This window comes from Myxococcus qinghaiensis (assembly GCF_024198215.1).
Taxonomy (GTDB): domain Bacteria; phylum Myxococcota; class Myxococcia; order Myxococcales; family Myxococcaceae; genus Myxococcus; species Myxococcus qinghaiensis.
The window spans coordinates 43,407-68,197 of sequence record NZ_JAKCFA010000011.1 but is presented as its reverse complement, the minus strand read 5'-3'; the positions used below and the strand labels follow the sequence as shown (position 1 = coordinate 68,197).

The following is a 24,791-nucleotide window of genomic DNA, read 5'->3' as shown; positions in this document are numbered from 1 at the left end:
GCCTCAACGGGAAGCGAGTTGGAACTCACGGGTGATGAGCGCCTCCAGCTCCTGGTCCGACATGCCCTGCACCTCCTGAGCGTGTGGAATGGGAAGCGGGGGCGAGGAGGGGGGAAGGGATGGCGGTGCCATCGGCTCGGGTGGTGGAAGCACGCCCAGGACGTCGCGCCCCAGGTGCTCCACCAGCGCGTCGATGCGCGGGAAGTCGAAGACGAGCGTGGAGCGCAGCGGACGCTCCAGGCTCGTGGACAGCCGGTTCTTCAGCTCGACGGCCGTGAGCGAGTCCATGCCCAGGTCGAACAGCCGATGGTCTCCATCGACGGCGTCCAGGCTGCTCATGCCCAGCACGCGCGCGAGCTGGCTCCGCACATGCTCGTCCAGCATCACCCGGCGCTCGTGCACGGAGGCGAGCTGGAGGCGGGCCAGCAGCCCCTCTTGCGCGGGCTGCCCGGTCTCCGACTTCGTCTCCGCGAGCAGTCGGGAGAGATAGGGACTGGCTCCGACCTTCCGGGCGAACTCCGTCCAGACGATGGGCATGACGCCCAGTTGCGGGGCCTCGGAGGCGAGGATGCGTTCGAGCAGCTCCAGTCCTCGCTCGGGGCTGATGGTGCTCATGCCCAGCTCGCCCATGCGGGCGCCCGCCTCCGCGCGGTTCGCGGCGCCGACTCCCTCCCACGCGCCCCAGGCGATGCAGGTGCAAGGCAGGCCGAGGGCGCGGCGATGGTGGGCCAGCGCATCGAGGAAGGTGTTGGCGGCCGTGTGGTTCGCCTGCCCCCACGCGCCCAGCAGCGATGTCGCGGAGCCGTAGATGACGAACAGGTCCAACGCCTTCGCCCGGGTGTGCAGATGGAGGTTCCAGGCGCCATCGACCTTCGGCGCGAGCACCGAGGCGAAGCGCTCCCAGCTCAAGCCGGAGAGGACGCCGTCCTCCAGTACTCCCGCGGAGTGGAAGACGCCTCGAAGGGGGGGCAACCGCCGGTCCACTTCCGCGAGGGCTTGTGACAGCGCCTCCTCGCGCGCTACGTCGCACGATAGGGCCAGCACGGTGGCGCCTCGCGCCGTGAGCTCCGCCATGGCCGCTTGGGCTTCCCGTCCTGGAGGGCTTCGCGAGAGGAGCGCGAGGTGGCGCGCGCCTCGCTCCACGAGCCAGCGCGCCGTCAGCAGGCCCAGCCCTCCGAGCCCTCCCGTGATGAGGTACGTGGCGTCAGGCCGGATGGAGACGGTGCGCCTTTGCGTGAGCGGACCTGCGCGGACGAGGCGGGCGACCCTGCGCTCCGCGCCTCTCAGGGCGAACTCCTGCTCGTCGCTCGTGTCGAGGACGGCTTCGAGAAAGGCTTCGGGCTCGGACGCCGTCGGTGTGTCTTCCAGGTCGATGATGCGGCAGCGCAGCTCCGGATGCTCACGGCCAATCACGCGGGCAAGACCCGAGAGCGTCGACCAGGCCACGCCTGGGACCCCGCCACCCACGGGTTGGGCTCCCCGGGTGATGAGCGTCAGCGGCGGAGGCGGTGCGTGTGCTGTCTGGGTGAGTGCCTGGACACACCGAAGGACGCTGCCGCACCCCACCTTCGAGGCCTCGCGCAGTTGCTGCGTGGACAGGTCCGTGGCGGGTGTTCCATCCAACGACCACAGGTGGATGACTCCCCGAACGTTGGGGACCTTGGCCTGGAATCGGGCGAGCGAGGTGGAGGACCGCGGGTCGACCTCGCCCGGACTGTCCTCGTGGATGAGGAAGCACTCACCTCCCTGGGCCTGGAGGCGGCTGGCCAGTGACAGGCCCACGCCCCCTCGGTCCGCGAGGATGAGCCAGGCTCCGGCCGCGCGAGTCTCCTTCGGCGTTCGCGGTGTTTGCGCGACGATGACGGCTTGTTGTCCCAGCAGGGACGGCAGCGAGTCGCTCGGGGATGCGATGGCGGCTTGGGCGAAGCCTTCCGCTTCCAGCACTTCACACCAGCGCGCGGCGGGGAGGAGCGGGCACTCGGCGCGCAGGGCAGTGTCCTCGAAGCGCCACCAGCCATCCGTGAGTCCGAAGGTGAGGTCCACCCAGCGCAGCGCGACGGTTCCCTCCAGCAGGACGAGGGTGCCTCCAGGGGACAACAGCTCGCGAAGGTTGCGCAGCGTCTGTCGCGCATCCCGCGTCGCGTGCACCACGTTGGAGGCGAGCACCAAATCGAAGCGCTCCTTGCTCACGGGCGTGCGCTCGACATCCAGCACTTCGTACCGGACGAAGGGAAACTCCGCGAAGCGCTCCGCCGCCCGCTCCGTGAAGAACGCGGAGACGTCCGTGAAGACATAGTCGGTGCGCTCGGCGGGGAGTCGCGGCAACACCCAGGCCGTCGTCTCTCCCGTGCCCGCGCCCACCTCCAGGATTCGCAGGCGGCGCCCTGATGGTGCCTCCGCGAGCGCGCGCATGACCACCTGCCGCGCCACGGTGTTCATCATGCGAATGACGGGGGTGTCTCGGTAGAGCTCCGCCACCGCGTCCGGATTTCCGTCGGGGAAGAGCAGCTCGAGCGCGTCGCGTTCTCCGCGCAGCACGGCCGCCAGCTCCATCCCGCAGCGCTCCAGCATCGCGAGCTGGGCTCGGGTGGAGGACGCATCCTCTGGCGAGAGGGACAGGCGCTCTGCTTGCGTAGTCGGGAGGGGCCTTAGGACGTGCCAGCCCTCCTCGGCGCGCTCCAGGTAGCCTTCTTCGGAGAGGATGGCGAGCAGTCTCCCGAGCAGACGTTGGTGAGTGGGGGCGACTCGGAGCCGCTCCGCGAGTGCTCGGGTGCCGAACCGCTGCCCGGGGACGAAGCCCGCATCCAGTCGGTGGAACGCCGCGAGGATGTAACCCAGGCTCACGGCTTCGAGTCTCCCGAGGTCCGCCGTGTACCGCGCGACGTCCTCCTTCGAGACGATGGTGTCCAGACCTCCGCGCACGGCATCCCCGATGACCTGGGGTGCCGGGATGAAGTCAGCTTCCGCGTCCACCTGGGCTGCGAGAGGCCAGTCGACGGTGTAGAGCCAGTCCGACGCGGGCTGTCCTCCGAGGAAGGACTCGCGGCGCGCGAGGCGCAGCTCCAGGCCTTCGACAGTGACGAGCACGCGCCCGTCTTCCGCGCGGAGACATGCGTCGACTCGAAGGTGTCCCTTCCCGTGCGACGGACGCTCGTGCGTCTCGCAGAAGGCTGCATCTCGGGGTGACTCGTGGAGCGTCAGGCGCTCCAGGCCCACGGGCAGCCACGCTTCTCCCTCCACCGCGTCACCGAACCCGACGCTCAGCGCCTGGAGACAGGCGTCCAGCAGGGCGGGGTGCAACACGTAGCGTCCCGCACCACCTGGCAGGACCACATGGGCGCCCCCTCCGTGCTGGGTGCGCCAGAGGGACTGGATGGAGCGGAAGAGCGGTCCGAGCGCCAGGCCGTGCTCACGGGTCCGTTGGTAGTGCGACTCGACGGAGAGCAGGGTCTCCCTCGCTGGCGGCGTGATGAGAACGGCCTCGGGACGGCGCGCTTCTTCTCGACGAATCTTGCATGCGACGTGGAGGCGCCAGATGCCGTCGGCTCGGCTGAAGATTCGCACTCCATGCCGCCCCAGGCCGTCGGGCGTGAGCACGGTGTGCACGACGGTGGTGCCTTCTTCGGGGAGCAGGAGGGGCTGGGAGATTTCCAGCGTCTCCAGTCGGAGTGCTCCTTCTCCAAGAGTCCGCTGTCCCGCGGCGAGTGCCAACTCGATGAAGGCCGTGGCGGGGACCACCGCGCGTCCGAAGACGCGGTGCTGTCCAAGCAGGGGCGGCGAGGCGGGGCCCAGGTGGGCTTCGAAGTGTGAGTCTCCTGGCCCCTGCATCGGTGAATGGAGCCGATGTCCCAGCAACGGATGTGGCGTCGTTGCTTCGCTCGCGACGGGGGCGCGGCTCGCCCTGAACTGGAACGTCTTCTCCTGGAGCCAGTAGCGGCGACGCTCGAAGGGGTAGGTCGGCAGCGTGACGCGTGTTCGCGCGCCATGGGTTTCGAGCCCCGCCCACCGCACGGGCGCGCCACGGACATGAAGCTCCGCCAGGGTCTCCAGGAGTCCGCGTGACTCCGGCGTCCCCTTGCGCAGGCTGGGCAGGTACAGGCCCACGCTGTTCGGCAAGCTGCTCTTCGCCAAATCAAGCAGCGTCGAACCCGGACCCACCTCAAGGAAGACGTCGCAGCCCTTGGCTTGGAGTGCGCGCACTCCATCCGCGAACATCACCGGGCCGCGCGCGTGTCCGGCCCAGTAGTCGGGCTGAGTCACCTCCGCGCCCATGGCCCGGGCCGTCACGTTGGAGATGAAGGGGAGTCGAGGCTCCTTCATCCGAAGCCGCGCGACGATGTCTCCGAAGTCCTGGAGCCCCGGCTTCATCCGCGGCACGGAGTTGGCGGCCATCCGCCCTTCGTCCGTGAGGGCCTGCATGAATCGGCCCCGCTCCGCGACGAGTGTGAGCCCGTCCTCCAGCGTGAAGATTCCGGCGGCACACGCGGCGGCCAGCTCTCCAACGCCGTCGCCCATGACCGCCGCGGGCTCGATGCCGAAGGACTTCCACAGCTCCACGAGCGCGTACTGGAGCGCGAACAGCGCGGGCTGCGTGTGGTCGGTTCGGGACAGCAGCGTGGACCCAGCGTCCTCGTCGAAAAGCACTGAGCGAAGCGGACGCTCCAGTCGCGGGACGAGGATGGCTTCACAGCGCTCCAGCACTTCGCGGAAGCGTGGCTCGGACGCGAACAGCTCCTTGCCCATTCCCACGCACCAGGCGTCTTGCCCGCTGAAGAGAAAGGCGATGCGCGGGAGCTCGTCCGGAGTGACTCCCCGGCTGCTGGACTCCCTTCGCTGGAGCTGGCTTGTCAGCTCCTCGGTGTTCCGGGCGATGAACGCGGCGCGGTGACGGAAGTGAGTTCGTCCGCCGTTCGCGGTGGCAGCGACAGCCGCGAGCGGCAGCGCGGGATTGGGGGCGAGATGACGGTGGTACTGGTCGACCTGGGCTTCCAGTGCCTCGGCCGAGGCTCCTGACAGCGTCACGAGCTGCCACGGACGCTCGGGCGCGGCGGGCCTGTCCTCTCGCACAGGGGCCTGCTCCACGATGACGTGGGCGTTCGTCCCCGAGAAGCCGAAGGAGCTGACGCCGCCGACGCGTCGGCCATCGATGAGCGGCCAGGGCGTGGGCTGCGTCACGACGCGCACCCCAAGGGTGTCCCAGTCGATGCGCGGGTTGGGCGTCTTGAGGTGGAGGTGCGGTGGGAGGGTGCCGTCCTCTAGCGAGAGCACCAGCTTCATCAAGCCCGCGATGCCGGCCGCCGCTTCCAGGTGGCCGATGTGGGGCTTCACGGAGCCAATCAACAGGGGGCCATTCGCTGCACGCCCCTGTGACAGCACGGCGCCCAGGGCCTCCACCTCGATGGGGTCTCCGAGCGAGGTGCCCGTGCCATGCGCTTCGACGAAGCCGACCTGTCTCGGTGAGAGGTCCGCCTGCTCCAGGGCTCGGCGGATGACCGCCTCCTGCGCGGAGCCGTTCGGCACGGTGAGGCCCGCGCTGCGGCCATCCTGGTTGACCGCGGAGCCTCGGATGACCGCGAGGATGCGATGCCCCGCCCGCTGTGCGTCGGAGAGCCGCTCCAGCACCACCACGCCACAGCCCTCACCTCGCACCACGCCATCCGCCGACGCGTCGAACGTCTTGCAGCGCCCGTCCGGCGCGAGCATGCGCGTGCGCGACTCAATCATCGCGAGGATGGGCGCGAGCATCAGGCTCACTCCGCCCGCGAGCGCCAGGTTGCATTCCCCCAGCCGCAGCGACTGACACGCGAGGTGGACCGCGACCAGCGACGATGAGCAGGCCGTGTCCACCGAGAGCGCGGGCCCCCTCAGGCCGAGGACATAGGAGAGTCGCCCCGCCGCCACGCTCAGCGCCGTGCCCGAGCCGGTATACGCGTCGATGGCCTCCGGCGTGCTCGTGGACATCTCGAAGTAGTCGTGGCTGGCGACGCCGACCATCACCCCGGTCAGACTCCCCATCAGCGAGTCGGGTGCCACGCCCGCTCGCTCCAGTGCCTCCCAGCTCACCTCGAGCAGCAGCCGTTGCTGCGGGTCCATCCGCGCGGCCTCGCGCGGGCTGATGCCGAAGAAGGCCGCGTCGAATTGGTCCGGCGGGTCGATGAAGCATCCCTTGCGCGCGGTCAGCGCACCCTGGGTGTCCGGGTCTGGGTCATGGAGCGCTTCCGCATCCCATCGCTCCAGGGGCACGTCGCGCACGGCGTCTCGTCCCGAGGCCAGCAGCTCGCGGAAGGCTTCGGGACTGGTGGCCCCGCCAGGGAAGCGGCAGCTCATCCCGATGATGGCGATGGGTTCGTGCTGCCCTCGCTCCAGGGCTCGGAGCTTGGACTCGGTTTCCTCCAGCTTGCGCAGTGCGCGCCGCAGGAGGGCTTCCTGACCGCCGCCGGGAATTGAAGTGCTCATCTAGCCCATGTCCTCGAGCTTTCGCTCCAGCCGGCGGACCACTTCATCGAGCGGCAACTCGTCGCCCGCTTCCTGCTGGGGCGGGGGCGCCGCCGAGGCGAGTCGCAGCACCTCCGTGGCGAGGTACGTGGAGAGCTGGTCGACGCTGGGGTGCTTGAACACCACGATGGATGGCAGCGTGCAGGGCAGCGACGCCTGGAGGCGGTTGCGAATCTCCAGCGAGCCGAGCGAATCCAGACCGAGGTCGAACAGTCCCCGGTCGACACCCACCGAGGAGGGTGCCAATCCCAGGACCGCGGCCACCTGCTCCCGCACGTGGGCTCGGAGGAGCGGCTGTTGCTCCGAAGCAGGCGCGGCCTCGAGTCGCTGACGGAAGCCTTGCTGCGCGACGCCGCTCTTTCGTGACGAGCCGACTCGACTCGCCAGCTCCGCGAGGAACGGGGACGAGCTCGTCACCGCGAGCTGCTTCCAGTCGAGCGGCACCACGGCGATGTTGGGCCGCGCGTGGGTCCACAGCCGGTGCAGCGCGGTGAGGCCGTGCACGGGGGAGAGCAGTCCGAGCCCCTGTCCCCGCAGGCGCTCCGCGAAGGCCTCGCTCGCGGCGGTGCCCTCTCCGGACCACGGGCCCCAGGCGATGCTCAGGCCCGGCAGTCCGAGCGCACGTCGGTGTCTCGCCAGGCCATCCAGGTACGCATTCGCCGCGGCGTAGTTCGCCTGCCCCGCGTTCCCGAGCAGGGAGGACACGGAGGAGAACAGGACGAAGAAGTCGAGCGCGTGTCCCCGTGTCGCGGTGTGGAGGTTCCAGGCCCCCTGGACCTTGGGCGCGAGCACCTGAGCGAAGGACTCCCATGTCAGGGTCCGCAGCGGCCCGTCCCGCACCACGCCCGCCGCGTGCACGACGCCTCGAAGGGGCGGAAGCAGGCGGTTCACCTCTTCAATCGCCGCGTGCATGCACTCCGGGCGGCTCACGTCCGCTTCGAGGCAGAGGACTCGTGCTCCCGTGGAGCGGAGCGCGGCGAGTCCGGTGTCGTCATCCGAGGGAGCCCGTCGCCCCAGGAGGACGAGGCACCGAGCGCCCCGGTCCACCATCGACTGCGCGACGAGACGACCCAGACGCCCGAAGCCTCCCGTGATGAGGTAGGTGGCCTCGGGATGCAGCGCGCTCTCCGAAACAGAGGTTTCCGCGAGGCGCAGCCGGGCCACTTGTCGCGACCCTCCTTCGAGTCGGACCTGGTCCTCCTGGCTCTCGGAGCGAAGCTCCGCCAGCAGCTCGCGGCTCGCCTCGGCACCCGCTGACGGCGCGAGGTCTATCCGGCGGCAGCGCAGCTCCGGGTGCTCCAGGGCGATGACCTGCCCCAACCCCCACAACGCGGAGCCCGCTCCGGGTTTGCCTTCCTGGGCCCCGCGCGTGATGAGCTGGAGGACCGGCGCCGGAGCGTCCCGAGCGACGAGCGCCTGGACGAGATGAAGCACGCCGCCACAGGCCCGGCGAACGTCCTCGGCCAGCGTCTCCGTCCGGAGGATGGGAGCGACCGGCGTGGCGAGTGTCCCCAGATGAATGACCTGACGCAGCGGGCGCTCGTCGCGTGCCAGCGTCTCCAGCAACCGCGTGAAGTGCTCGGGCCGCGCGGGGTCTACCTGGAAGCGATGAGGCCCCTGTTGTTCATAGTCAGGGCCCGTCTGGACGACGACGCAGGTGTCTCGTCCCTCCTCCTCCACACGTGAGCGAAGGGCCTCGGCGAGTCCCTGGTCGTCCGCGATGAGGAGCCAGGTGGAGGGCCGGTGGATGACCTCGCTGAGGGGACGGGGCTGGTCGCGCCAGGCGGGCTCATACAGCGCGTCTTCGAGTCCCGGCCGTGCGCCCTGGAGGAAGGCCTCGCCACGGATGCGCTTGAGCTCGAAGCCCTCGACGCGGAGCACTTCGTCTCCCGCCTCGTCATGGACGAAGACGTCCGCCAGGAGCGGTGAGCGGGGAATGACTCGACTCACCATCCGATGGGGCAGCGAGGCCCGGTGGACGCGCACCCGGCCGAAGCTCGCGGGCAGCAGCCACTCACCCTCGCGGAGCTCCGGTCTCACCGCGCCGACGAGCTGAAGGCACGCATCGAGCACCGCGGGATGGACGTGGTGGGGTCTAGACTCGTCACGCAGCGGCTCCGGGACTTCGATGCGCGCGCAGGCGCCCAGGTCGTCACGCCACAGCTCGACGAGTCCGCGGAACGCCTCCCCGAACTCCGCCCCGAGCTTGCGTGCTCGTGTGTAGTGGAACTCTCCCGGCTGGGCCTCGATGTCGGTGGGATGCAGGAGCGCGGCTTCGAGTCGGGTCGGCGCCGCATCCTCGGCCCGCGCGGCTCTCACCTTGCCGGAGGCAAGACGTATCCACCGGGCCTCTCCGTCTTCGCGCTCCTCGCGGCGGAAGACCTCGACGGTGAGCGCCTGCTCGCTGGTGGTGCGCGCCACGGTCTGGAGCGTGACCTCCCCTTGCTCCGGAAGGACGAGGGCCTGCTCCAGTGCGAGGTCCTCGACGACGAGCGCCTGGTTCGGAAGCGCCACGGCTCCGGCCGCGAGGGCCATCTCCAGATAGGCCGTTCCTGGGAGCAGGGCTGTTCCGAGCGCGCGGTGGTCTCCCAGATAGGAGGGTGACGAGGCTCCGACTCGCGACTCGAACAGCAGCTCTCCCGGACGCAGGGTCGCCGACGACAGGCGTGCTCCCAGCAGCGGGTGAGAAGTCCGGGTGTCTTCGCGGCGCGCGGTGCCCCGAGGGCCGGCTTCTTCAGACCAGAAGCGCTGTCGCTCGAACGGGTACGTGGGCAGCGCCACGCGTCTGCGGGCCTCTTCCTGCTCGTAGCCCCGCCAGCTCACCGGTGCGCCCTGCGCGTAGAGCGTCGCCAGACACTCCAGCAACTGGTGCCAGTCCTCGTGGCCCTTGCGCAGGCTCGTCAACCACTGTGCCTGAGCCACGGGCAGACATTCGCGTCCCATCCAGACCAGGGTCGGCTTGGGACCGAGCTCCAGGAACACTTGCGTCCCCAATGTGGCCAGGGTCCGCATCCCCTCCGCGAGCTGCACGGGCTCACGCAGATGGCGCACCCAGTACTCGGGCGTCGCGACCTCCGCTCCCGCGAGTCGCCCCGTCAGGTTCGAGATGAGGGCCCGCGTGGGTGCATGGTAGGTGACGGTCCGCGCGACCTCCTCGAAGGCGGGAAGCATCGGGTCCATCAGGTGCGAGTGGGCCGCGCGCGTGGCCTCCAGCTTCTTGACCTGGATGCCCTGCGCGGTGAGCTCGTCCGTGAGCTGCCGCACGGCGGGGGCCTCACCGGACACCACCACGTTCTGGGGCGCGTTGATGGAGCCGATGGACAGGCGTCCCCCATGCTTCACCAGCGCCTCCCGGACGCGTGCTTCATCCGCGAGCACGACGAGCGTCTCCCCCTCCAGCGCGAGCTGCTCCATCAGCCGCCCGCGCGCCGCGACCAGTCGCACGGCGTCCTCCAGCGAGAAGACCCCCGCGCTCAGCGCGGCGATGTACTCGCCCAGGCTGTGACCCAGGACGGCGTGCGGTTCGATGCCCCACGAGCGCCACAGCTCCGCCAGCGCGTACTCCACCGCGAAGATGGCGGGCTGGGCATAGGCCAGCTCCTGGAGCCGGTGGGACTCGCTCCCGTACAGCACCGCGAGCAGCGGTGTCTCCAGCTCCACTCGAAGCAGCGCCGCCATGCGCTCCAGTGCCTCACGGAAGACGGGGCTGGTGTCATGGAGCGCGCGCCCCATGCCCTCGTACTGCGCGCCGTGGCCGGTGAAGAGGAACGCGACGCGTGGGGGTTGCTCGGACTGGACCTGACCCCGGGCCACGCCTGGCGTCAGCGTGCCCTCGAGGACCCGGCGCAGGCGCTCCCGCAGCTCTTCGGCCGTGCGCCCGACGACGGCCAGGCGATGTGGGAAGTGCGAACGGACGAGGCCCGCCGTGTAGCAGATGTCCGCGAGCACGGAGTCCGAGGCGCTCGCGAGGAAGCTCTCGAACCGTCGCCCCAGGGCTTCGAGCGCGCGAGGGCTGCGCGCGGAGAGGGGCAGCACGTGGACCGGCCGCCGGGTTGACGAGCTGTCACGCGGGGGTGCGGCTTGAAGCACGACGTGCGCGTTCGTCCCGCCCACGCCGAACGAGCTGACGCCCGCGCGGCGAGGATGCGGGCCCTCCGGCCAGGGCAGGAGGCGTGCGTTGACGTAGAAGGGCGTCTGCTCGAAGCCGATGGCGGGGTTCGGGTGCTCGAAGTGGAGGGTGGGCGGGATGAGCCCGTGCTCCACGGCCAGCGCGGCCTTGATGAGCCCCGCCACGCCCGCGGCGGTGTCCAGGTGGCCGAAGTTGGACTTGGCCGAGCCCACCGCGCAGAAGCCCTTCTCCGAGGTCCCCAACCGGAAGGCCTGCGTGAGCGCGGCGATCTCCATCGGGTCTCCCAGCGGAGTCCCCGTGCCGTGCGCCTCGATGTAGCGGAGGGTCTCCGGAGGAACGCCCGCCATCGCCTGGGCGCGCGCAATCGCCTCCGCCTGTCCATCGCGATTCGGCGCGGAGAAGCCGACCTTGTCCCCGCCGTCGTTGTTCACCGCCGCGCCGAGGATGACGGCGTGGATGGGGTCTCCGTCCGCGAGGGCCTGGTCGAGCCGCTTGAGCACCACGACGCCCGCGCCGCTCGCCGGGAGGATGCCTTGCGCCTGGGCGTCGAAGGGACGGCAGTGGCCGTCGGGAGAGAACATCCCCGAGCCGGGCTCCGCGAGGTAGCCCAGGTGGTGGGGCACCTTGATGGACACGCCACCCGCGAGGGCCATCTCGCAGTCGCGGTTCCACAAGGCCTGGCACGCCAGACTCACCGCGACCAGTGACGTCGAGCACGCCGTCTGGAGCGTGATGCTGGGGCCCGTGAGGTTGAGCTTGTAGGAGACCTGCGTGGCGACGAAGTCCTTGTCGTTGCCGAACAGCCGCTGGAAGTAGGGCAGGGGCTGGGTGAGGTCGAGCTCCGGGTAGATGTAGTTGCTCAGGCTCTTGCCCGCGAAGACGCCGACCTTCTTCCCCGTCGCGTCCGGGCGGTAGCCCGCGCGCTCCAGCGACTCCCATGCGCATTCGAGGAACAGCCGCTGCTGCGGATCCGTGAGCAGCGCCTCGCGAGCGGTGAGTCCGAAGAACTCCGCGTCGAAGCCGGCGATGTCGTCGAGGACGGCGCCTGCCTTCACGTAGTGCGGATTGCCAATCATCTCCCGGGAGAGTCCCTGCGCTCGCAGCTCCTCGTCGGTGAAGAAGCGCACCGACTCGACGCCTTCGACCAGGTTCTTCCAGTACGTCTCCACGTCCGGCGCGCCCGGGAGCCGGGCACTCATGCCGATGATGGCGATGGGGCTTCGCTCCAGCGTGTCGGCGCGGGTCTGGCTCACTCGCGCGGAGGGGCCTCCGGTGTCCCCGTTTCGCACCCGTCCCAGGTGCGCGGCCAGCGCGGCGAGGTTCGCGTTCTGGAACAGCTCCACGGTGGGGATGTCCGCGCCCAGCTCCTGCCGGATGCGGGCGTTGATGCGGACCAGGTGGACGGAGTTGGCACCCAGCTCGAAGAAGTTCTTTCTCCGCTCCACGTTCGGCAGCTGGAGCACGTCCCGGACGATGGCGGCCAGCGCGGCCTCGGCCTCGTGCGTGGGTGCGCTGTCGCTGGCGCGCGACTCCGTGAGGCGCTGCTGTACCTCCGGTCTGGGCAGTGCGGCGCGGTCCACCTTGCCCGTGGGGCCGAGTGGGAGCTGCTCCAGGAACACCACGAGGGAGGGGACCATGTGGTCCGCGAGTCGCTCGCCGAGGAAGCGCCGCAGCGGCTCCTGCGTCAACGTGGCGCCAGGACGACGCACAACGTAGGCGAGGAGGCGCGGCGAGTGACGGTCTCCATCCGCCACCACGACGGCGGCGGACACCTCGGGATGGAGTCGGAGCGCGGCCTCGATTTCACCGGGCTCGACGCGATGGCCGAGGATGGAGAGTTGGAAGTCGACGCGGCCGAGAATCTCGACGGTGCCATCCGGCAGCAGGCGTCCCAGGTCACCCGTGCGATACAGCCGCTCGCTCGTCACGGGGTGCGTGACGAAGCGCTCCCGCGTGCGCGCCTCGTTGCGCCAGTAGCCCTTCGCCACGCCGACGCCCGCGCAGCACAGCTCGCCAGGGACCCACAGGGGGCGCTCCCGCAGCGACTCGTCCATGACGTGGTAGCGGGTGTCCGCGATGGGGCGGCCGTAGGGGATGCTCTTCCAACTCGGGTCCACCTTCCCGATGGGGAACCAGATGTTCCAGAGGCTCGTCTCCGTCGGGCCGCCCACGCTGACAGGTTGAGCCGTCGGCACGAGCGCGCGGAGCCGGTCCGGCAGGTCGAGAGGAATCCAATCGCCGCCCAGGAAGGCGAGCCGCAGCGAAGGGGCGAGCGGCTCCGGGCGCCCGCTGGCGTGGGCCAGGAGCATCTCCATCATCCCAGGCACGGAGTTCCAGAGGGTGATGCGCTCCGTGCGCAGCAGCTCGGCCCAACGCGCGGGCTCCTTTCGCGCGGCGGCCTCGCAGAAGACGATGGCGCCACCGGCCGACAACATCCCGAACACGTCGAACATCGACATGTCGTGGTGCAGGGCCGTCAGCGCCAGGACGCGGTCCTCCGGACCGATGGAGAACTCGCGCAGTGTCTCGTCGAGCGCGTGAACGAGTCCTCGGTGCGCGAGCATCACGCCCCCGGGGCGCCCCGTGGAGCCGGACGTGTAGATGATGACCGCGAGGTCATCCGCGCCCTGCGCCGGGAGCTCCGGCCGCGGTGGAGCCGAGGCGGGCTCCACGGACTCCACCGTGAAGCGGCGTGGAGCGAAAGGCCATTCGAGGCGAGGCTCCAGCCAGGGCTGGGTGACGACGTGCTCACACGCGCTGTCCTCCAGGAGTTGCTTGAGCCGCTCTCCGGGAACGCCCGAGTCGATGGGGAGATAGGGTGCCCCAGCCAGGGAGCAGGCGAGGGTGGCCACCACCTGCTCCCAGCCCTTCTCCATCACCACGGCCACGGGGTGGTTCTTCCGCGCTCCCGCCTGCGTGAGCACTTGAGCGAGCGCGGTGCTCCTGCGCAGCAGCTCGCCGTAGCTCAGCGTGCGTCCCGGCGCGATGACAGCGGTCCGGTCGGGCCGCGCGGTCGCCTGCTCCACGAAGCGTGAGTGCAGCAGGCGCTCGGAGCGCGCGCCTTCAAGCCGAGGCCCCGAGGCAACCTGGGGCTCGGACAGGCGCAGGGGCTTCTCATGGACGACGTCGGGCTCGTCCACCAGCCGGTCGATGAGCTGCTGGTACGACGCGAACATCGCGTCGAGGAGGCCCGGGGCGAACAACTCGTCCGCGGCATCCCAGTTGTAGAATACGCCGCCGTCCTGGAAGACGAGCTGGTGGTCAATCCACACCTGCGGCGTCTGCGTGACGGAGTGGACGACGCGGCCGAACGCGCGGCCCAGGTGGTCCACCCAGCAGGAGTCCCAGCCCTCCACGCCGCTGGCGAAGCTGGTGAGCACCACGGGCATCAGCGCGCCGCTGATCTTCCCGCGCTCGCGGAACATCTGCCGGAGAATCTCGACGCCGCCGATGTAGCGGTGCTCCAGGTCCTTGAAGAGCTGCTCCTGGAGCGCGCGCGCTCGCTGCTGGAACGTGCCGCCCGCGCGGTGGTCCACCTCGACGAGCAGGAACGAGGAGAAGGTCCCCACCATCTTCCCCACGTCCTCATGCAGGGGGAGACGGTTGTAGAGCGGCACGTTGAGCGTGAAGTGCGGGCTCTTGCTGAAGTGGGCGATGACCTCCGCGTAGCAGGCGAGCAGCAGCCCCGTGGGTGTGAGCTGGAGGTCGCGTGCCCGCTCCACCAGGCGAGCCCAACGCGCTCGCTCGATGCGGGCTTCACGGCGCACGAAGTGCGGGCGGCGGGGCACGCCCATGGGGGTGACCCTGGGCAGGTCTGGCGCCGGGGGCAGCGTGGCAATCCGTCCACGCCAGTACTCCAGCGAGCGCCGGTACAGCTCGGTCTCCTGGAGGGCGCGGGTGGCCAGGACGTAGTCGCGGAACGACTGGCCATGCTCCTTCGGGTCCAGCGTCGCGTCCGAGTCGTTGTAGAGCTGGATGAGCTCCCGGAAGAGGACCTGCACGCTCCACGAGTCCACGAAGGTGCAGTCGATGCTGAAGTAGAGCCGGTGGCCTTCCTCCAAGCGCACCGCGCGGAGCTCGAACAGCGGCCACGTGTCGAGCGGCAGGATTTGCTGCGCCAGCCGCTCGCGGTGGGCGTCCAGGCGTCGCTGTCGCTCCTCGGGTGACAGGGCGCGGTAGTCCTCGACGACCACTTCGTACGCGGGGACTTCCCGAAGGATGCGCTGCGTGCCGTCGGGCAGGGCGACTGCGCGGAGCATCTCGTGGCGTTGGATGAGACGTCGCCAGGCCGCGCCGAAGCGCGCGGGGTCCAGCGTCTCGCTGTCAATCTCGACATAGACGTGGATGGCCGCGCCCAGCTCCAGGTCGCCACCCCGGCCGACCCAGTAGGCCTGCTGGATGTCCGTGAGGGGGAAGGGCTCGTCTCGCTCCTCGGGGCGGCAGACGAGCGCGGGCAGCTCCGCGGCGCGGGCGTCCCCCATGCTGTCGTCGAGCAGCGCGATGAGCGCCGCCTTGTGTGCGGAGAGCTCCGTGCGCAGCTCGGCGGTGAGCGCGCCTTCCGGTGCATCCACCGCGAGCTTGCCGCCCTCCACCCAGAGCCGAATCCCCAGGTCGAACAGGCGCGTGAGCAGCTCCGTCACCCCGCTGTCTCCACTCACTTCTTCCCCTCCTCGTTGATGCTGAAGCAGGGGAAGTAGTTGGTGTCACCGGCGTGGTACGCGTCCGCCAGCGCGGGCAGCTCGTCGAAGGTGTGGATGCGCCGACCGACGTCGGGCATCCAGCCGTGGGCCTCTCCGAAGGCCACCGCGTCCACGCCCTCCTGATACCGCGCGTAGTGGGTGTGGATGTGCTGGTGCCGGGTGATGCACTCGCGCGCCCGGAGGAGGGAGACGGACATGCCTTCCTTCCAGCCGGCGGTGGCAATCACGCCCTGGCGGGCCAGGGCCTTGAGGGTGGCCCGGTAGACGGGCGTGCCGATGTAGTCGAGGAACAGGTGGACCAGCTCTCCGTCGGTGCGACGGGAGACCTCCGCGAGGAACCCCGCTTCCGCGGCCTGATAGCGCTCGCGGTACAGCGCATCCGAGTCCCAACGCTCCGGCTCGTAGCTCAAGCCGGCGAAGGAGCGCCGGTCGAGCGCTTCCAGGCCCGCGCCTCGAATCTCCTCCAGGTGCCGGTGCGCACCGGAGAGCATGACCACGCGGCAGCCCTGGAGTCTGGCGAGCGCCAGCTCCGCGAGCGTCGTTCCTCCCCCCCAACCCCAGACATGGGGTGACGGGCACTCCGCCTCCGTCACCTGGAGTCGGAAGACGGCGGAGGCGACGCGCCAGTTCGCCCACGCGGTGACATAGCGGACGCTGAAGGCGGCCCACTGCGCCAGCGAGTACTTCGTGTTCTCCGGAATGGGGATGACCTGCCGGCCCTTGAGCTTCATCAGCGTGGCCATGCAGCCCATCTGTCCAGGCGCCTCGTAACCGAGGGCCTTCACGGTGTAGCCGTAGGGGTCCGTCTCGCCGCTCGGGAACATCATCGCGAGCTGCCCGCCCTGGACCTGGGTGACGCCCTTTCCCGTCTCGAGCACCCGGACGACGCCCGCGTTGCCGAGGACGACCTGCTGCTCCTGGCGCACCTTGCAGATGTCGATGGGCTGTCGTTCGAGCGCGTGCTCGTTGTTGCCCTCCCAGCAGCCGTAGAGCGGCGCCGCGAGGACCTCGTCGTCTTGGATGGCGTCGACGGTGACGCGGGTGCGCGTCAGTCGGGCGCGGCGTGGCTCACCTGTGTTGCCCGCGCGAATGACCCAGGCATCGGCTTGATAGCTCATGTTCGAGAATCCCCTGTGCGCATGGCGCGGCTACAGCGTGAGAAGCTCCCGGCGAACACCCGTCGGAGCGGCCCGGGCTTCCGACACCTGCGTGCGCAGCCACCGCGTGAGCAGCTCGTCCGCGAGCCCTTCCACGCTCGTCGCCTCGAAGAAGTGGGAGACGGGCATGTCGATGGACAGCTCGGTGCGGATGCGTCCAGTCAGCTCGATGAGTCGGAGCGAGTCGAGCGCCAGCTCCTGGAGCGACTGGAAGGGAACGTCCGGCGTCTGTCCCCTGAGCGCGACGCGGATGATGGTGCTCCGAAGGTAGTCCCGCATCAGCGCTCGACGCTGCTCCGGCCTGGCGGTCCCCATCGCCGCGAGCACTTCCGTGGAAGTGACCAGGGGACCCACCGAAGGAGCACGCGCGGGCTCCGGGGTGACGGGCCTGGGTGACGGGGGGGCTCGTGGGACGACGACGTCGGGGAGGAAGGCGGAGAGCGCCTGGCCCGGTGCGGAGACCGCCTGTCCCAGGAGGGCCTCGAAGTCGCGAAGCAGCCTCCCCGCCTCGTCCGCGTCGAAGCGCTGGCGGGAGAACTTGAGCGTGCCCGAGATGACGCCCTGCTCCTCGTGAAGCGCGAGGAACAGGTCGAAGTCACAGGTGCCGCCCTCGAGCTCGACGGGCGTGATGTCGAGCTGCGTGAGCTGGAGTGGGTAGCGCGGTGTGTTCTCGAAGGCGAAGAGCGCCTGGGAGAGGGGCTCGCCGCCCAGGTCGACTCCTTCGAGGAGTTGCACGGGGAGGTCCTGGTGCGCCAGCGCGCCCGCGACGACTCCGCGCACCTGCTCCAGCAGTTGCTGGAAGCTCGGGTCGCCCCGCAGGTCCGCAGGCAACACCAGCAGGTTGACGAAGTAGCCGATGAGGCGCTCGGTCTCCACCTGAGGACGGTTGGCGATGGGGCTGCACACGAAGTGCTGCTCCTGCCCACCGGAGTGGCGGTGCAGCAGGACGTGGAACGCGGCGAGCAACACCATGTAGACGGTGACGCCTGCCTCCCGGGTGAACCGGACGATGGCGTTGGAGAGCTCCGGAGAGAACGTGATGGGCAGTCGCCCCAGCTCACGCGGGCCCTGCGTGGCCACATTCCCCGCCCGGGCTCGCGAGGCGAGACGAGGGCCTTGCAGCCGCTCCTTCAGGTGCTCCCGCCAGTACGCCTGGAGCTCCGCGCGGGCACTGCCCTGGAGCCACTTGTGCTGCCAGAGCGCATGGTCCGTGCAACGCACGTCCAGCTCCGTGAGGCGCGAGCGGCCCCCTTCGTGAAAGAGCGTGTACAGCTCCGAGAGGTCCCGGAAGAGGACGTCCTGGGACCAACCGTCGTAGATGATGTGGTGGAAGTTGAGCAGGAGGACGCTCTCCCGCGCGCCGAGGACGAACAGCGTCGCGCGGAAGAGCGCGCCCCGCTGGAGGTCGAACGGGCGCCAGGCTTCCCGGTGCAGCGCCTCGCGCAGCCGGGCCTCCTGCTGCTCGGGTCGCTGTGCCTCGTCGCGCAGGCTGATGGTGGGGAGCACGAAGGCGCCGGGCGGGCGGACGCGCTGGACGACCTTGCCCCGGCTGGACTCGAACGTGGTCCGCAGGGACTCGTGACGGTGCTCCAGGGCCTCCAGGGAGAGGCGCAGCGCGCGCCAGTCCAGCGGGCCCGAGAGCCGGAAGGCCACGGGCAGGTGGTACGCGGAGCCGCCCGGACTCGCCTGGTCCAGGTACCAGAGGCGCTCCTGCTGAAGGGAGGCGGGCGGGTCCTCCACGTGCTCGCGCGGCACCAGCGGGGGTGCTTCCGAGCGCAGCGTGCGCAGCCGCTGGAAGGCCCTCCAGATGTCCGGGTGCATCAGTCGGACTCCTGGCCGTCACGGCCGCGCAGCCGGTTGACGGTGAACGCCCGGATGGCCTGGAGGCTGCGGAAGTTCTCCATCACGATGTCAGGCGGGCTGACGGCGATTTCGAACCGCTGCTCGAGGAAGTTGACGAGGCGGAAGATGCCCATCGAGTCGATGACTCCGCGCGCGATGAGGCTGTCGTCATCGGCCAGGCCGGAGTCCTTGCTCCGGAAGAGGAACTCCTGGTCGATGTGGTCGCGGATGATTCGCGCGACCTGCTCCTCGGTGTAGCTCGCCACTGTCTGGTTCACGGATGCTCACTCCGGCTTCAGGGAATACGAGGTCCCTCGGGTCGATGACCCGATGGGGCAAACACTGTCTTCGTGAGGTGGCTCACACGCGCTGTCGCGCGTGCTCCTGGAGCCGGACCCTGTCTTTCTTCCCTGTCGTCGTCTTCGGCAGGGCGTCGCAGGCGTCGATGCGCGCGGGAATCATGTAGCGGGGAAGGTAGTTCGCGCAGTGCTGTCGCAAGTCATGGGGGCTGGTGCTCGCGTTGTCGCGGAGCACGACGAAGGCGCGCAGCTCGTTGCCCGTGAGCTCGTCAGGGAGGGTCAGCGCCGCGCTCTCCTCGACATCCGGATGGCGCAGCAGCACCTCCTCCACGGCGCTCAGCTCGATGCGATGGCCTCGGACCTTGACCAGGTCATCCCGTCGGCCCAGGAAGCACAGGTTGCCCCCGCGCTCCCGGATGACGCGGTCCCCGGTGCGGTAGGCGAGGGGATGGCCCGGAATGGGGCCGAGCACCTGCCGCGTGCGCTCCTCCATGCCCCAGTAGCCACTCATCAGGGTGGGGCCCGCCACGCACAGCTCGCCCTCCTCGCCGTCTCCCGCGAGGCCGCCGTCATCGCGCACGACGAAGACCTCGTCACCGCAGCAGACCTGGCCGATGGGCAGCGGCGCGGAGCGCGCGAGGTCCGCGGGTGTGACGACGTGGAACGTGCTGACGTTCGTCTCGGTGGGGCCGTAGAGGTTGAGGTAGCGGGGCCTCGGCAGGGTGAGGACGAGCTGGCGCAGGTACTTGAGGGGGAAGACCTCGCCGGCGAAGAGCACGGTGCGCAGGTTGGGGAACGCGTGCCGCGTCAGCTCGCCTCGGGCCACGAGCTGGGTGAGGGCCGAGGGGACCGAGTACCAGATGGAGATGTGCCGGTCCGCGATGAAGTCCGCCAGCTCGCGAGGGAAGACGGACAGCGAGGCGGGGATGAGCACGAGCGTCGCCGCGCACTTCGCCGTGGCGAAGAGGTCGAAGACGGACAGGTCGAAGTGGAAGGGCGCGTGACTGGAGACGCGGTCCGCGGCCCGCACCCGCGCGATGCTGGCCGCCCAGTCGACGAAGGCGTGAGCGGCGCGGTGGCTGAGCATGACCCCCTTGGGCTGTCCCGTGGAGCCGGAGGTGTAGAGGATGTAGGCCAGGTCCTCGGGCGAGGACTCCGCGAGCGGCTCCAGGGGGGCGCTGGACCCGGCGCGCACGTTGGCCCACGTGAGCGTCACCGGGCCGCCCTGCCCGGGTGGAGGGCGGAGCGTGTTCGCCGGACGCGCTTCCACCAGGATGATGCAGCGCAGGCTCTCCACGTCTCGCAGGGCGGCGTGCCAGGAGGGGGTGGTGAGGATGGCGGAGAGCGCGCAGTCGCAGGCGATGAACTTCACGCGCCACTCGGGGGAGGCCGGGTCCATGGGGACGTACGCGGCGCCGGCCTTCAGGATGCCGAACAGGCCGACCACCGCCTCCAAGGACTTGTCCAGGTGCAGGCCCACGCGGTCGCCCCGGCCGATGCCCTGCTCACGCAGCGCGCGGGCCACCTGATTCGACGCCGCGTCGAGCTCTCCATAGGAGAGGTTCCGCTCCGCGTCGATGACGGCGAGGCGAGCAGGGGCGGCCCTGGCGCTGTCTTCAAGATACTGGAACAACATGGATGTGTTTCTCCGTCAGAGGCCCATGGAGCGGGCCACGAGCTCTCGCTGGAGCTCCGAGGTGCCGGAGAAAATCCGGCTCCCCAATGCGTCACGGACTTCTCGCTCCAGCTCCGTCTCGGTGAGGTAGCCGAGCCCGCCGTGGAGCTGCACCGCGTCCAGGCTCGTCTGGACCCAGGACTCGCTGACGTGGAGCTTGACGAGCGAGGCCTCGAACATCGCCGAGCGGCCCTGCTGCTTGAGCCACGCGAAGCGGTACAGCAGGCCCCGCGCGGTCTCCAGCCGCAGCTTCATCTCCACCAGCTTGTGGGAGATGGCCTGGAAGCCACCGATGGGCTTGCCGAACTGCTGGCGCTCGCGCGCGCGGCGGATGCAGCGCTCCAGCGTGCGCTCCATGGCCCCCAGCGCGGGGGCGAGGATGAGGCCGCGCTCGTACTCCATCATCTGCGAGAAGAGGGGCAGCCCTCCGCCCTCCTCACCCAGGCGATGGGTCGCGGGGACCTCGCAGTCGTCGAGCCGCAGCTCGCCCATGCTCGCCGTGCGCAGGCCCATCTTCGGGACGGTGCGCTCCACGTGGAGCCCGGGCTGCCCCTTCTCCACGAGGAAGGCCGTCAGGCCCTCGCGCCCCCGGGAGGTGTCCACGGTGGCGAAGATGAGCAGCAGGTCCGCCACCGGGCCGTTGGTGACGAAGACCTTGCGGCCCTGGAGGACGTAGGCGGCGCCCTTGCGCGTGGCGGTCGTCTGCAGGGCGGCGACATCCGAGCCCGCCTCCGGCTCCGTCATGGCGTGGCCGCCGAGCAGCTCTCCGCACGCGAGCGCCGGCAGGTAGCGCTCCTTCTGCGCCTCCGTGCCGAAGAGCAGGATGGGGAGCGCGCAGGCCCACAGGTGGGCGCCGAGCGCGAAGAGCAGCCCGTTGTCCGCGCAGCCGTACCCCAGTCCTTCCAGCGCCTGGGCGGTGATGGGGACCGGGTGCTCCGCGCCTCCATAGCGGCGGGGAATGGGGAAGCCCGTCGCGCCGAAGCTGGCCAGCCGGTGCCACCCCTCGCGGTTGAAGGTGGCCTGGGCGTCGAGGGAGACGACGTCGAAGGCGAGCCGCTCACGGCCGAAGGCGATGGCCGCGGCCTTCATCCGGCGCTCGTCGGGAGTCCACGCGAAGTCCATGACGGCTCAGCCTCCGCTTCCGGTGAGCGCGGGCATGGGGGCCTGCTGTCGCGGGGACATGACCTGGGCGAGCAGCTCGGGAGGGACGGTGAAGTCGTCGAACCAGCGTCCGCCGAAGGGACGCTGGATGGGGATGATCTGATCGCTGGAGTAGGAGAGGACGCGGCGGTTGTAGGCGCGGATGACGTCGCGCAGGGAGGAGGGCAGGGCGCCATCCAGGGTGATGGCGCGCTCCATGTCCGCGAGCAGGGCCTGGGTGTCGGAGATGGCGGTGAGGATGCTCTGGCTGATGGCGCGAGGGAGGATGCCCGCCTGGCCCTTGGCGCGGACGAGCGCGGCGACGGCGCTGTACGTGGTGTCCTGGAGTTGCTTGCGCGACAGCCAGCGCGTCTCGTAGTTGAGGCGCCGGTGCCAGAGCGGCTCCACCATGGCCTGACGGTGCTCCTCCAGGGTGCGGTGGAAGATGCGGTAGCCGTGCTGCTCGGGCTCGACGAAGAAGCGGGAGCCCGGGTCGAGGAAGGGCACCATGGGGCAGAGCAGCGGCAGGACGCGCTGGCCCTGGAACTTCTCCATCAGCCGGATGCTGTAGTCCACCGTGTCGGAGATGGACTGTGGCGTCTGCTGGGGCATGCCGATGAAGAACCACACCATGACGCCGGCGATGCCCGCGTCGAGGGCGCGAGGAATCCACGCCTCCATCTCCTCCATGGTGTACGTGCCGCGCCCCGCGAGCTTGCTGATGACCGGGTCGTGCGACTCGGGGGAGAGCATGATGTACGACTGGCTGGACGCCCCCAGCTTCTTCAGCGTCTCGTCCGGGGTGAGGTGGAACTGCTCGACGAAGAGCTGGCGGTAGCCGCTCTCCTTCACGGCGTCGAGGTACTCGTGGAAGCGCGGGCGCGTCTCCGAGTAGCACTGGAGGGCGTAGATGCCCGTGCTCGCGGCGGCGGGGCCCATGGACTTCAGCTCGTCGACGATGCGCGAGTGATTCTTGGAGATGAGCGTCTTCTTGACGCCCATGATGTTGCGATAGGCGGACCGCGAGCCGCCGCACCACGGACAGTCATAGGCGCAGCCGGTGTTCGGCAGCGTCATGATGAGCTTGGTGGTCGCGACGTCGTCGACCGCGTCACGGTAGTAGGACCAATCCACCGTGGCGTCGTTGTAGTTCGTCGCGGGTTTGTGGCTGAAGCCGGTGCGTTCCACCGACTGGGTGCGGCGCTTGTAGAGGAGGTTGGGGATGTCGACGAGGCGCCGCGCTCCCGACTTGATGGTCTCGACGAGGCGACGGACGGGCTCCAGGGTGTCGTAGCCCTGCACGACGATGTCTATCTCCGGGTACTGGATGAGCTCTTCCGCGTAGAACGTGGCGGAGATGCCCCCGCAGATGATGACCGCGTCGGGGTGGACGACCTTGATGCGCTTCGCCAGTTCAATGGTGCCGTGGCACTGCGCCATCCAGTGCAGGTCCAACCCGAAGACGGGCGCCTCGAGTCGCCCGAGCAGCTGGTCGACGTCGAGCTCGGGGTGCTTGAGCATCAGCGCCGCGACGTTGACGATCTCCACCGACAGGTCGTGTTTGCGCAGGTGCTCCTTCAGGGAGAAGAACCCGATGGGGTACATCTCGTAGATGGAGGTGACGTTGACGCTGTCGGAGTCGCTGAGATACGCGAACAGCAGGTCGTCGCGCTCACGAAAGTCATACACGCTGGGCGCGTGCAGGAGAAAGAGGTCTGCTCGTAGCGTACGGGACGACGTGCTCATGAGCAGCATTCTCCGGGGGTGGCGCTGCGATGAAGCCTGTCTTTGAACGGCGCCGAGAATGGACGGAGGACTGGGGAATGTCGTTCGTCCCGGGGTCTGGTGCCCACGCTTCCTTCAGGACAGTGAATTCCAGGATTGTCCCCGAATCTGAGAGGTCGGCGGGCCGCGCGTCGGGTCGATACCGCCTCATCCTCTTGAGGCAATCCTGGGATGACCTCCAGGTCCGCACCATTCAGGTGGTTGCCCTACCCCCACTCAGGACTGCAAGCTGGTCCACACACTGTGCCCCGCTCCCGGAGTCCTCGCATGTCATCCCGGCCGTTCCCACTGCTGCTGACAATCACCGTGCTCCTGCTCACGCTCCCCACCGTCGCTTCAGCAGGCGACGATACGGCCCGGAGGAAGAAACTCGTCGCGTGCGTCAACAAGGAGCTGACGGCTGAGAACAAGGAGTTCAAGCTCAAGGATGCCGAGCTGAAGACGCTCACGATGATTGTGGACCGCGAAGTGATGAAAGAACCTCTCAAGAAGCCCTCGACAGAGGAGCAGAAGGCAACTCTCAAGCGGATCGAGGGTGAAGCCAAGGCAAAGCTGCCGAAGGTGGACCTGAAGACAATCGACAAGATGATGGCGACGCTTGAAGCGAAGGCGGCGCATTGCTCCGCCGATGTGATGAAGTGACGAAGCCGGGCGCCTGCGGAGCAGACACCCGTCGCAGGGCTCCTCGTCCCCTGGCGCCTCCCTGCACCTCCACATGCTGCGATTGGGCAGCAGGAGAAGAACCTTGGAGCGTGCGGCGGGAAACTGGCCGGCCAGGTCGTACCTTCATTTCCAACGTCGTATCGTCATGGAGAGAACTGCTCGACCAGTTCTTCCGACGTCGTCACCAGATCATCACCCGAAGTTACGCTGGGCTTCGGAGTGCTCGGGGACCGTCTTGCCGTCGAAGTGAACAATGTCTCCACGTTCGTTCAACTTGGATTCGAGGCGGGCGAAGGTTGAAGTCAGGAGCCATTGATTGAGTTGGGGCCGGTCACTTCCGTGAACTTCGTGCCGGTGATGCCTGCGCGCCCCAGGACTTCCTTGAGTTCCTCGGACACGATCAATGCAACGGTCCATCCCGAGGTTCGGAACACCTTGGAGCCTTCCACCTTCGCCGGGTTGATGCGCATCCCTGACACGGAGGAGTACGTACCCACTTTTTCGGGCATCCCGTCCTCCGGCGTCCAGTAACGCACTTCCTCGCATGCAGCGTCGTCGATGCACTTCACCAGTCGGATGGCGTTGAGGATGAAGTGCTGGGCCGGCTGCGAGTCGATCTCCACCGGGATGAGCTGCACGTCGTCGGGTGCCACCTCTGTGAAGAGGGATGCCACTCGGGCGTGAACGACGGGGATGCTGAATGCGGCGTGGGAATAGTCGAGCGGTGTGCCGGAGATCTTGATGGGGATCCTGATTCGCTCGTCCGCGTGAACTCGCTGCCCGATCCTGAACTGCCACGGGTCGTCGAGCTTGCGGCCTTCCTGATCGAGAGGATGCCCCAGCTCCCACCGGCCCGAGAGGTACACATCGTCGGTCAACTTGAAGAACCGCTTCGGCATGAGTTCA

Annotated in this window: 10 protein-coding genes; 1 reads left to right on the top strand and 9 read right to left on the bottom strand. The window is 69.1% G+C overall.

All coding sequences use genetic code 11. The annotated features are described in order from the left end of the window. Nucleotides 1-3: 3 nt before the first annotated feature. The 8 genes from LZ199_RS21735 to LZ199_RS21700 form a co-directional block, all read right to left on the bottom strand. Nucleotides 4-6,456: a type I polyketide synthase gene (locus LZ199_RS21735; protein WP_253995655.1), complete on the bottom strand. Its 6,453-nt coding sequence runs from the start codon at nucleotides 6,454-6,456 to the stop codon at nucleotides 4-6. Beyond that, nucleotides 6,457-15,282 (bottom strand): non-ribosomal peptide synthetase/type I polyketide synthase, encoded by an 8,826-nt coding sequence (locus tag LZ199_RS21730; RefSeq protein ID WP_253995654.1) that lies wholly within the window; start codon nucleotides 15,280-15,282, stop codon nucleotides 6,457-6,459. Further along, nucleotides 15,279-16,442 (bottom strand): MDR/zinc-dependent alcohol dehydrogenase-like family protein, encoded by a 1,164-nt coding sequence (locus LZ199_RS21725; RefSeq protein ID WP_253995653.1) that lies wholly within the window; start codon nucleotides 16,440-16,442, stop codon nucleotides 15,279-15,281. The genes LZ199_RS21730 and LZ199_RS21725 overlap by 4 nt, the downstream gene beginning before the upstream one ends. A 30-nt stretch (nucleotides 16,443-16,472) precedes the next feature. Continuing rightward, complete coding sequence (locus tag LZ199_RS21720) at nucleotides 16,473-18,302, bottom strand: condensation domain-containing protein (protein ID WP_253995652.1); 1,830 nt, start codon at nucleotides 18,300-18,302, stop codon at nucleotides 16,473-16,475. Continuing rightward, nucleotides 18,302-18,601, bottom strand: coding sequence for an acyl carrier protein (locus LZ199_RS21715; protein ID WP_253995651.1), 300 nt, complete (start codon nucleotides 18,599-18,601; stop codon nucleotides 18,302-18,304). Before LZ199_RS21715 ends, LZ199_RS21720 begins: the two co-directional genes overlap by 1 nt. An 82-nt stretch (nucleotides 18,602-18,683) precedes the next feature. Further along, complete coding sequence (locus LZ199_RS21710; RefSeq protein WP_253995650.1) at nucleotides 18,684-20,258, bottom strand: amino acid adenylation domain-containing protein; 1,575 nt, start codon at nucleotides 20,256-20,258, stop codon at nucleotides 18,684-18,686. A gap of 15 nt (nucleotides 20,259-20,273) precedes the next feature. Then, nucleotides 20,274-21,419, bottom strand: a complete 1,146-nt coding sequence (locus LZ199_RS21705) for an acyl-CoA dehydrogenase family protein (RefSeq protein WP_253995649.1) — start codon at nucleotides 21,417-21,419, stop codon at nucleotides 20,274-20,276. Nucleotides 21,420-21,425: 6 nt separating this feature from the next. Further along, a complete protein-coding gene (locus LZ199_RS21700) occupies nucleotides 21,426-23,183 on the bottom strand; it encodes a B12-binding domain-containing radical SAM protein (RefSeq protein ID WP_253995648.1) in 1,758 nt (585 codons plus the stop codon). Between the two features lie 306 nt (nucleotides 23,184-23,489). Here LZ199_RS21700 and LZ199_RS21695 point away from each other — a divergent pair, with 306 nt between their 5' ends. Next, entirely contained in the window at nucleotides 23,490-23,864 is a 375-nt protein-coding gene (locus LZ199_RS21695) for a hypothetical protein (RefSeq protein WP_253995647.1), read from the top strand. Between the two features lie 323 nt (nucleotides 23,865-24,187). On the opposite strand, the gene LZ199_RS21690 is transcribed toward LZ199_RS21695, so the two are convergent. After that, nucleotides 24,188-24,784 (bottom strand): imm11 family protein, encoded by a 597-nt coding sequence (locus LZ199_RS21690; protein ID WP_253995646.1) that lies wholly within the window; start codon nucleotides 24,782-24,784, stop codon nucleotides 24,188-24,190. Between the last annotated feature and the right edge of the window lie 7 nt (nucleotides 24,785-24,791).